1 protein-coding gene is annotated in these 1,311 nt (G+C 77.2%); it reads left to right on the top strand.

The annotated features are described in order from the left end of the window. The coding region (locus tag C7C46_RS33490) for a DNA polymerase IV (RefSeq protein ID WP_110673628.1) at positions 1 to 1,143 on the top strand (1,143 nt) is incomplete at its 5' end. Positions 1,144 to 1,311 lie beyond the last annotated feature (168 nt).

The following is a 1,311-nucleotide window of genomic DNA, read 5'->3' as shown; positions in this document are numbered from 1 at the left end:
CTGAGCGTGGACGAGGCCTACGTGGACCTGGAGGCCGGCCCGTACAGCGGTGCGCTGCGCGAGGCCGCGCCGGGCGCGGGGGCGGAGCTGGTCCGGGCACTGGCCGAGGACCTGCGTAGCGACATCGAGGAGCGCACCGGGCTGACCGCCTCGGTGGGCGCGGCGAGCTCCAAACTGATGGCCAAGATCGCCTCCGAGCAGGCCAAGCCGGACGGGCTGGTGCTGGTGACGCCGGGTCAGGAGCGGGCGGTGCTCGGCCCGATGCCGGTGCGGGCGCTGCCCGGGGTCGGGCCGGCCACCGAGCAGGCGCTGCGCCGGGCCGGACTGCTGACGGTGGCCGAGGTGGCCGAGCAGCCGGAGCCGGAGCTGGTGCGGCTGCTCGGGCGCGCGCACGGGGCCGGGGTCTCGCTGATGGCCCGCGGCCTGGACGGGCGGGCGGTGGTGCCGGACCGGGACGCCAAGTCGGTCTCGGTGGAGGACACCTACGAGGTGGACCTGGTCGACCGGGACCGGATCATGTACGAGCTGGACGAGCTGACCAGGCGGTGCGTGCGCCGGCTGCGCGCGGCCGGGCGCTCGGGGCGCACCGTGGTGCTGAAGGTCCGCCGGTTCGACTTCTCCACCCTGACCAGGTCCGAGACGCTGCGCGGCCCGACCGACGACGAGCGGGTGATCGCGGCCACCGCGCGCCGGCTGGCCGCCCAGGTCAACCTGACCGGCGGGATCCGGCTGCTCGGGGTGGGCGTCTCGCAGCTGGCCGAGTACACCCAGGAGGACCTCTTCGCCCAGGCGGCCGAGGCGCAGGCAGCCGAGGAGCAGGCTGCGGAGGAGCAGGCGGCGGAGCTGGGCGAGGGGCCGGCCGAGTCGGCTGCGGCGGGCGAGGAGACGGCGCAGGCGGCGGAGCCCGGGCCGGTGGTGACAGCGGGGGCGAACCAGCGGCCCCGGTCGCGGATCTGGCTGCCCGGCCAGGACGTGGTGCACGGGGAGCTCGGCCGGGGCTGGGTGCAGGGCAGCGGGGTGGGCCGGGTGACGGTGCGCTTCGAGACGCCGTACTCGCCGCCCGGCCGGGTGCGCACCTTCGCGGTGGACGACCCGGCGCTGGAGGCGGCCGACCCGCTGCCGCTGACCCTGACAGACGAGTGAGCTCCCTGCCCGGGTTCTCCGGGCAGGGAGCTCACTCGTCGCCGGGCCGCCGATCCCTGGGCGGCCCGGACTGCGGCGGCCTCGTCAGGCGCCGGTCTTGGCGGCCTCCGCGGGGGCGTCGGCCGGGGCGGCGTCGCCGACCGGACCCGGGTTGTAGCGGGCGGAGCG

Origin of the sequence: Streptomyces tateyamensis (assembly GCF_003205575.1) — a bacterium.
Taxonomy (GTDB): domain Bacteria; phylum Actinomycetota; class Actinomycetes; order Streptomycetales; family Streptomycetaceae; genus Kitasatospora; species Kitasatospora tateyamensis.
This window is presented reverse-complemented; position numbering and strand designations above follow the sequence as displayed.